General features: G+C 55.9%; 6 protein-coding genes. All 6 read left to right on the forward strand.

Annotated elements, in window-relative coordinates; translation table 11 throughout:
• Positions 1–102: 102 nt before the first annotated feature.
• The gene (locus HMPREF2942_RS00790; protein ID WP_070687941.1) at positions 103–882 is read left to right on the forward strand and encodes a hypothetical protein; all 780 of its coding nucleotides are present in this window, start codon (positions 103–105) and stop codon (positions 880–882) included.
• A 395-nt stretch (positions 883–1,277) separates the two neighbouring features.
• Entirely contained in the window at positions 1,278–1,763 is a 486-nt protein-coding gene (locus HMPREF2942_RS00795) for an arginine repressor (RefSeq protein ID WP_005507137.1), read from the forward strand.
• 153 nt (positions 1,764–1,916) lie between these two features.
• Complete coding sequence (locus HMPREF2942_RS00800) at positions 1,917–3,506, forward strand: AMP-binding protein (protein ID WP_049350163.1); 1,590 nt, start codon at positions 1,917–1,919, stop codon at positions 3,504–3,506.
• Between the two features lie 134 nt (positions 3,507–3,640).
• The gene (locus HMPREF2942_RS00805; RefSeq protein WP_049350164.1) at positions 3,641–4,216 is read left to right on the forward strand and encodes an adenine phosphoribosyltransferase; all 576 of its coding nucleotides are present in this window, start codon (positions 3,641–3,643) and stop codon (positions 4,214–4,216) included.
• A gap of 202 nt (positions 4,217–4,418) precedes the next feature.
• Positions 4,419–6,713 (forward strand): HelD family protein, encoded by a 2,295-nt coding sequence (locus tag HMPREF2942_RS00810; protein ID WP_070687943.1) that lies wholly within the window; start codon positions 4,419–4,421, stop codon positions 6,711–6,713.
• A gap of 158 nt (positions 6,714–6,871) precedes the next feature.
• The gene (tyrS, locus tag HMPREF2942_RS00815; protein ID WP_005507861.1) at positions 6,872–8,176 is read left to right on the forward strand and encodes a tyrosine--tRNA ligase; all 1,305 of its coding nucleotides are present in this window, start codon (positions 6,872–6,874) and stop codon (positions 8,174–8,176) included.
• Positions 8,177–8,563 lie beyond the last annotated feature (387 nt).

Raw genomic sequence — 8,563 nt, forward strand, 5'->3', positions numbered from 1 at the left:
TTACCTGTTGGGCTGGTTTATGAAGCGTTGATAAGCGCTTTCAGTGGTGAACTCATGTGGTTATGGGTACCCTAGAAGATAGATGAAGTGAGGGAGAGAGTAATGGCTAATCGAGAGAACTCGCGCGAACAGGATGAGCTGTCGCAGTCTGAGGTCGAAGAAACCTACTTTGAGGATTCTCAATACGATGACTCTGAGTATGAAGATTCTGAGTATGAGGAGTACGACGAGTACGAGGATTACGATGATGAGGAAGAGAACTCCTCTCTTTTCGCGATGAGTGAGGAAGAGCTGGATGACCGTCCGGGTGTGAACTGGCTGTCGGTTCTTTCTGCTGTCGTTGCGGTTATTCTTTCCATTGTTTTGGCTATTGCGGGTGTCCGCGCGTTTGCGTCGGTGAATAATAACGCCGAGTATGCCGGTAAGAGCTGGGTCATTCAGGGTACCTACCAGGATTTGACTCCTGACCTGATTACGAAGGGTAATGTGGCTCGTTATAAGGGCAACCTGCCTGCTGATGACGCGCTGAATGGTAAGACGTATGTGTCGAACCTGAAGGATAAGTATCAGGTGACTTCGGGCGCTCCGATTGAGTTCCGAGGTTCGCAGACTGGTGATGTTCCCTCGGAGTTCCCGCGTGAGGTGGATGGCCTGTTGGTGGAAAAGGACGGCAACCTTGAGGTCGTCTACACCGCTGAGAAGGGCACGTTGAAGCCTGTGACTGAGGACAGCGTGAATGCTGAGCGTTTTACCGGTATCGCAAGTATTGTTGGTGCGGTGCTGGTGCTTCTGCTGGGTATGGGTTTTGCTGTGTGGCTGAACCGCCGTTCGCGCGATGTCGAGTATGAGGACCTGGACGGTCTGGTGGAGGACGAGCGCTAGGCGTTCTGAGTCCTAAGAATTCACCTCGAAGTTTTGTTGAAGGAGTCTGTTTCTGGCGCACATGGTGTTGCTGGAGGCGGGCTCCTTTTGCGTGCTCGCCTGAGGTAGGTCGCTTGTTCGGTTCGGCGGGCTTGCCCAGAAAGTTCTTGCACATTATGCATTCATTGCGAGGTTATGCGCTCGAATGTGTAGATACACGCTACACTCGCGGCGTTTTGTGTGACAGCTGGTGAGATAAACCCTGAAAATTCCCCCATATCTTGGAATAATCCATATTTGGTGCGCATATTTATGTGCATATGTATTATCTTGGGTAGTAAAGAATGTTGCGCTGCACCACCGCTGGGCAGCTCCGTTCTGAATTCGTGATTGGCACCGTAGGAAGAAGAGATATTATGCCTTTCCCCTCGACCAAGATCGCGCGTCAGGCACGCATCGTTGAATTGCTGCAGACCCGACGTGTCCGCTCCCAGGCTGAACTGGCGCAGTACCTGACCGATGATGGTATGAAGGTTACTCAGGCGACCCTTTCCCGTGATCTTGTTGAAATTGGCGCTGAGCGCATCCGTGATGAAGGCGCCGGCCTGATTTATGCTGTGCCGAATTACCCTGCTCGTCGTGGCGGCGGCACTGCACCTGATGCCCGTATGATTTCCCTGTTCAAGGAGCTGCTGATTACCGCTGAGGGTTCGGCAAATATTACGGTTCTGCGTACTCCTCCGGGTGCTGCGCAGTTCTTGGCTTCGTCTATTGATCAGGGCGGTCTTGAAGCGATTATGGGCACTATTGCCGGTGACGATACGGTAATAGTGATTACTCGTGACCCCAATGGTGGGGCTGCGCTTGCCGAGAGCTTCTTGGATTGGTCTGCTGCTCAGTAGTAGTTGGGGCGTATCTTGCGCTGTTCTTCTGATGTTTCGGGGGAACGGTTGAAGGTACGCCCTTCTGCTGTCTTCGGGCTCTTTTTGCGGGCTTCTAGCTCGGCTTCTCTTTTTCTAGATATACCGATTTTTCTGTGGTGAGAGTTTTCTATCATGTCTGAAATGCACGATTCAGCGAACAATATTGCCTACCTTTTGGCGGAGGCTGCTTCCGGTTCTGGGGCTAAGGCGGCTTTGACGATTCCGGCTTCTGACTCTGCTGATATGCAGGTGGTGAGCTACGCGCAGTTGGCTTCTGCTGCTGCGCAGGTCCAGCGTCATGTGGCGGCGCTCGGTGTTGAGCGTGGTGACCGAGTGGCGTTGTCTATGCCGAATGTGGCGTTGATGCCGGCGTTGTATTACGGCATTGTGGCTGCGGGTGCGATTTGTGTTCCGTTGAATCCGCTGTTGTCGGGCGCTGAGCTGGAGTATCATCTGCGCGATAGCGGGGCGAAGGTGCTTTTTGCTTTTGCGGGTACTCGTCTGGCGTCGGAGGCACTCTCGACGGTGCCGGTGAAGAACGGTTCGGTTCGTTGCGAGATTTTCACCGGGGGAGAGGGTTCACCGGTGGCTCCTTTTGATGCACCTGCCGATAGTGCGCTGTCAGCTGCTGTTCTAGAGCCTGTCCCGGTGGCGGCGAGTGATCCGGCGATTATTCTCTACACTTCGGGTACGACGGGCAAACCTAAGGGGGCGACGCTGACTCACGCGAATATCCTCTCGAATGCTCGTAGCTGCGTGAGCGTTTTTGGTTTCACCGCTGAGGACGTCATTTTTGGTGGTCTTCCGCTGTTCCATGCGTTTGGTCAGACGGTGTCGATGAACGCGGCGTTTGCGGCGTCGGCTACGGTGGCTTTGCTACCTCGTTTTACCTCTGATGGCGCGCTGAATCTGATGGAGCGTGCCGGGGTGTCGGTGTTGGCTGCGGTCCCGAGCATGTATGTGTCGTTGGCGGCGGCGCTGGAGGCTGAGCCTGAGCGTGCGCGCTCGCTGCGTGGTCGCATCCGGTTCGGCATTTCGGGTGGTTCGCCGCTGCCTGCGCCGGTGCATTCTGCGTTGAAAACGCTGATTGAGTGCCCAGTGTATGAGGGCTACGGTTTGAGTGAGACTTCGCCGGTGGTTTCGTTTAATCAGGCGGAGTTTGGCATGGTGCTCGGTTCGGTGGGTCGTGTGCTGCCGGGCGTGCAGGTGCAGGTGCGTTGCCCGCAGGGTTCCGAGTGTGCGCCGGGTGTGAGCGGTCAGCTGTGGGTACGCGGCGAGAACGTGATGGCTGGCTACTGGAATAATCCTGCGGCTACTGCTGAGGTTTTTGATGGCGAGTGGTTTGCGACCGGCGACGTTGCTCGTGTTGATGAGCAGGGCAATATTTTTATTGTGGACCGTATTAAGGACATGGTTCTGCGTAACGGCTATTCGGTGTATCCGCGTGAGATTGAGGATATTCTCTATACCCATGAGCAGGTGCAGTCGGTAGCTGTGTTGGGCGTGCCGGATGAGCGTGTGGGCGAGGAGGTTGTCGCCGTGGTCAAGCCGCGTCCGGGTGCTGATGAGGGTGTGCTGCAGGCGGAGTTGAATGCGTTGGCGCGCACTCGTTTGGCGGCGTATAAGTATCCTCGCCGCTACGTGATGGTGGAGAGCATGCCGCTGGGGCCGACCGGCAAGATTCTTAAGCGTGACTTGCGGGTTGTGATTCAGCGGGGCTAATCCCGGCAGATGGTTCTTATCTCTCATCTGAGGACAAGAGCGGGTGAAGAGGGTAGAATTTTGTAGGCGGCTTCTACCGCGTTATTGTTCCCGGGCGTTTTTTCCGGGGCTATCCCCTTCACGAAAGAGAGAGCATGAGCGTTCCCGCTTCTGAGGCTTCGCGAACCCCTATTGAGCAGTTGATTCCGACTGCTTGCGCTACGATTCCGAATTACCCGCACGAGGGTATCCTCTTTTACGATGTGACCACTCTCTTCGCTAATGCTGAGGTGTTCAAGGCGTGCATTGATGAGCTGGCTACTCGTTTTGAGGGTCAGTTTGATGTGGTGGCTGGTGTTGAGGCTCGCGGTTTCTTGCTGGCTTCTGCGCTCGCGTACGCTACCGGCACCGGCATTATGACGGTTCGTAAGGCGGGTAAGCTTCCGCGTGAGACGTACCGTGAGGAGTATGCGTTGGAGTACGGTAGCGCGGCGATTGAGATTCACTGTAATGATTTCGCGCCGGGCACTCGTGTTCTTCTGCTGGATGATCTGCTGGCAACTGGCGGTACCCTGGTTGCCGCCGCGAAGCTGGTGGAGCGCGCGAACCTGAAGGTTGCCGGCGTTGGTGCTCTTCTGGAGCTGGAGGGTCTGGGCGGTCGTGAGGCGCTGGACGGTTACCGTCTTGAGACGCTGAGCTTGGTGTCTGAGTACCCGCTGCCGTCGAAGTAGTTTTATAGAGTTTGAGGCTTACCGCCCTTTGGGTGTGTAGCTGATAGTGATGAGGGGTGCCCTGCCGGTTGAGCCGGTGGGGCACTTTTCTGTGGGGGTAATATTTCTACCCTTCGGAGCCTGTCCTGTAAAATAGTGACCCGTATTTTTGGGTGCCTGTCGCGCCCTGTCCTTTGAGACACCATAGGTTTAAGGAGCTTACGTGTCATCTGAATCTTTACCCCAGCAGTCTGCTGATTCTTCGGCGGCTGAGAAGCTGTTTGCTGAGCAGATGGCTGCGGAACGTGAGTATGTTGCTCGCGTGTATGCTCGCCTGGATGAGCTCCGTGAGGAGACGGCTGAGAAGCTGGCTGCTGTGCGTAAGAATCAGGCGGTGGGCGGTCATCAGAACCGTTCGGAGCGTGACTCTTTTGCTACTCACTATGAGGATCGTTTGGCGCAGCTGAATGCTGTGGATTCTCGTCTGACGTTTGGTCGTTTGGATATGGACCGTGAGGGCGCTGATGCGGTGCGTTATATCGGTCGTATTGGTATTACGGATAGCAATCAGCAGCGTCTGCTGATGGACTGGCGTGCCCCGGAGGCGGGTACGTTCTATCAGGCGACTGCTTTCCACTCGATGGGTGTGCGCCGCCGCCGTCACCTGATGCTTGAGGGCCGCACTGTCGTAAATATTGAGGATGAGGTCTTCGATTCGGAGATGCTGCAGGATGAGAACACTCTCCACGGTGAGGGTGCTCTGTTGGCGGCGTTGAATAAGAAGCGTACCGGCCGCATGGGTGATATTGTGGCGACGATTCAGGCTGAGCAGGATGCGATTATCCGCTCGGAGCTACCGGGCGTGCGTGTTGTGCAGGGTGGTCCCGGTACCGGTAAGACTGCTGTGGCGCTGCATCGTGCGGCGTACCTGCTGTACACGAACCGTGAGCGCCTGTCGAAGGCTGGCGTGCTGGTGGTTGGTCCGTCGAATTCGTTCATGTGGTACATCGAGCGTGTGCTTCCGTCGCTGGGTGAGACCGGCGTGGTGATGGCTTCGTTGGCGACCCTGTACCCGGGTCTGCGTGCTGTGCCTGAGAAGGACCGCGCGGTTGCCGCGTTGAAGGGCGATTTGCGCATGGTGAAGGTTATTAAACGTGCGGTGGCGGATCGTCAGAAGGTGCCGGCTCAGGTTCAGCGTCTGAATGTTGAGGGTACTGATGTTGAGCTGACTCCGGAGATGGTTCGTTCGGCTCGTTCTCGTGCTCGTTCGACGGGCAAGCCGCATAATGAGGCTCGTGAGACGTTCGTGAAGATTCTGTTGAAGGAGCTGACCGCGAAGCTGGATGATCAGCTGAACCGTGCGGCGGGTCGTGTGGTGGAGCGTCCGTATCTGCAGGATGATGTGCGTGCTTCGATGGATGTGCGCCGTGCCTTGAACCTGGCGTGGATGCCGCTGTCGCCGGAGACTCTGTTGCGCTCGCTGTTTTCGAAGCCGCACTATCTGGAGTCTGCGACTCGTGAGTTGTCGAAGGCTGAGCGTGAGCTGCTGGCTCGCCCGGCGGATGCCCCCTTCACGGAGGCTGATGTTCCTCTGCTGGATGAGGCTGCTGAGCTTTTGGGTGATTTTTCGAAGGTGACCGGTGCGGCTGCTGCGGCTCGTGCTGCGGCGGAGCATCGCGCGAACCTTGAGAATGCGGCGAAGGCGCTGGAGAATGTTCACCAGTCGCTGGAGGATATTGGCGCTGATGGCGTGATTACTCCTGAGCAGATTGCGATGATGAATGAGGTTCGTGGCGAGCGTATGACTGCTGCAGCTGCGGCGTCGGCTGATCGTACCTGGGCGTATGGCCATATTGTGGTGGATGAGGCTCAGGAGCTTTCACCCATGCAGTGGCGTTTGCTGATGCGTCGTTGCCCGATGAAGTCTTTTACGATTGTGGGCGATATTGCTCAGGCGTCTTCTGCGGCGGCTGCTTCTTCGTGGTCGCAGGCGTTGGAGCCGTTCGTGGGTGAGCGTTTCACTCTGGAGGAGCTGACGATTAATTACCGTACTCCGGCTCAGATTGCTGAGGCAGCGGTATCGGTTGCTCAGGCTGCTGGTTATGAGGTGTCTGCACCTCGTGCGGTGCGTGAGGGCCAGTGGCCTCCGCTGGTTCATGAGGTTGCCGCCGAGTCTGTTGTGGAGCAGACCGTGTCCGTGGTCAGCGAGGAAGTCGCTCATTCGGGCGGCGCTCTGATTGGTGTGGTGTGCCCGCCGAGCCTGTATGTTCAGACGGCTCAGGCCGTGGCTCGTGCTCATGCTGATCGTACGGGTACCGCGCAGACTGCGTTGGAGAATCAGGTGCTGGTTCTGACTCCGTGGGAGGCGAAGGGCCTTGAGTTTGATGTTGTGGTGATTGTTGAGCCGCAGCAGCTGATCGATGATGCTGATGGTGCTGTGGGTGACTTGTACGTGTCGATGACTCGTCCGACTCAGCGCCTGCACATGGTGGGTTCGCGGATGCCCGCGGGTCTGTAGCTCTGTAGTACCTTTCTTGTTATTTCTTTGAGCCGGTGCCGCACCGGTTTGGGCGCTCGCTTGGGTTTTTCTGAGCGTTTGGGCTGGTGCGGTGCTAGGCTTGTTACATATTTTGTTCGAGCGCCTTCGGGCGTTGTTACCTTGTGAATGGGAGAAGCATGTCTGCCGAGATCCTCAACGCGCAGCATAATGACGATACCTTCGAGAATATTTGGCAGGAGCTGAAGTGGCGCGGCCTGGTGCACGTGAGCACTGATGAGGCTGCTCTGGAGAAGGCGCTGAGCGAGGAGAGCCTGACTTTCTATACGGGTTATGATCCGACTGCGGCTTCTTTGCACCTGGGTCACCTGGTGCAGCTGCTGGTGATGCGTCGTCTGCAGCTGGCTGGTCACAAGCCGCTGGGTCTGGTGGGTGGTTTCACCGGTTTGATTGGTGATCCGCGTCAGACTTCTGAGCGTGTGCTGAACTCTCCTGAGGTTGTTGCTGAGTGGGTTAAGTCTCTGCGTGCTCAGATTGAGCGTTTCCTCTCTTTCGAGGGTGAGAACGCTGCCCGCATGGTGAATAACTTGGACTGGAGCGGTCAGATGTCTGCTCTGCAGCTGCTGCGCGATGTTGGTAAGCATTTCCGCGTGGGCACCATGGTGAAGAAGGAGATTGTTGCGAAGCGCCTGAACTCTGATGAGGGCATTTCGTACACCGAGTTTTCGTATCAGATTCTGCAGGGCTTGGACTTCTTGGAGCTGAACCGTCGTTTCGGTTGTACTCTGCAGACCGGTGGTTCTGATCAGTGGGGTAACCTGACCAGCGGTACCGAGCTGATTCGTAAGGTGGAGGGTAAGAGCGTTCACGCTATTGGTACCCCGCTGATTACTAACTCTGATGGCACTAAGTTCGGTAAGAGCGAGGGTAACGCTATTTGGCTGAACCCGCAGATGTGCTCGCCGTACGCTTTCTACCAGTTCTGGCTGAACACTGCGGATGCGGATGTGCTGGATCGTCTGAAGGTCTTTACTTTCTTGACTCGTGCTGAGATTGCTGAGTTTGCGGAGAAGGTTGAGAAGGAGCCGTTTAAGCGTGAGGCTCAGAAGACTCTGGCGTACCTGGTGACTTCGCTGGTTCACGGTACTGAGGCTACTGATCAGGCTGTGGCTGCTTCGGAGGCTTTGTTTGGTAAGGGCGATTTCGCTGCTCTGGATGAGGCTACCCTGGAGTCTGTGGTTGCTGAGCTTCCTTCGGCTAAGCTGTCCGAGGACCGCCTGGACATGATTTCTGTTCTGACTGAGCTGGGTTTTGCGAAGTCTAACTCTGAGGCTCGTCGCATTCTGAAGGAGGGCGGCGCTTCGGTGAACGGCGTGAAGGTTCAGGGCGAGGACGCAGCTATTTCTAAGGATGATTTGCTACACGGTCGTTTTGCGATGGTTCGCCGTGGCAAGAAGAACCAGGGCGCTGTAGAGCTGATCTAATACAGAGCTGATTTAGTCTTCTCGATACATATAGATGGGGAGGGGTTCTTCTCTACTGAAGTATTCATTACTGAATGTTCGGTGGGGGAGTGCCCCTCCTCTTCTGTTCCCTATATACGTTTCCTATATACACAGAGCCCCTCCGTCAGGAGGGGCTCTTCTTGTATCGTTCTGCTGCCCTCTGGCTCTGGGGTTTCTTGGTTTGTCTTTGTTGGCGAGGGCTTTAGGCACCGTTCGACCCTGTTTTGGGGGTCCCGAGAGGGGAATTCGCAGATTTTTGAGGTTTTTTGGAAGTTTTTTAAAGATTTTTCAGCACCCATAAAACGCACTGACCAGGTAGTTTAGTGTCTGGAAGGGTGTTTGAGACCCTTTCAAGGCCCCACTTGT

The organism is Rothia sp. HMSC071C12 (genome assembly GCF_001813895.1).
Taxonomy (GTDB): Bacteria; Actinomycetota; Actinomycetes; order Actinomycetales; family Micrococcaceae; genus Rothia; species Rothia mucilaginosa.

Coding starts and splice junctions, on each gene's coding strand:
- tyrS (WP_005507861.1), top strand. CDS start 6,872: ATGTCTGCCGAGATCCTCAACGCGCAGCATAATGACGATACCTTCGAG.
- HMPREF2942_RS00800 (WP_049350163.1), top strand. CDS start 1,917: ATGTCTGAAATGCACGATTCAGCGAACAATATTGCCTACCTTTTGGCG.
- HMPREF2942_RS00795 (WP_005507137.1), top strand. CDS start 1,278: ATGCCTTTCCCCTCGACCAAGATCGCGCGTCAGGCACGCATCGTTGAA.
- HMPREF2942_RS00790 (WP_070687941.1), top strand. CDS start 103: ATGGCTAATCGAGAGAACTCGCGCGAACAGGATGAGCTGTCGCAGTCT.
- HMPREF2942_RS00805 (WP_049350164.1), top strand. CDS start 3,641: ATGAGCGTTCCCGCTTCTGAGGCTTCGCGAACCCCTATTGAGCAGTTG.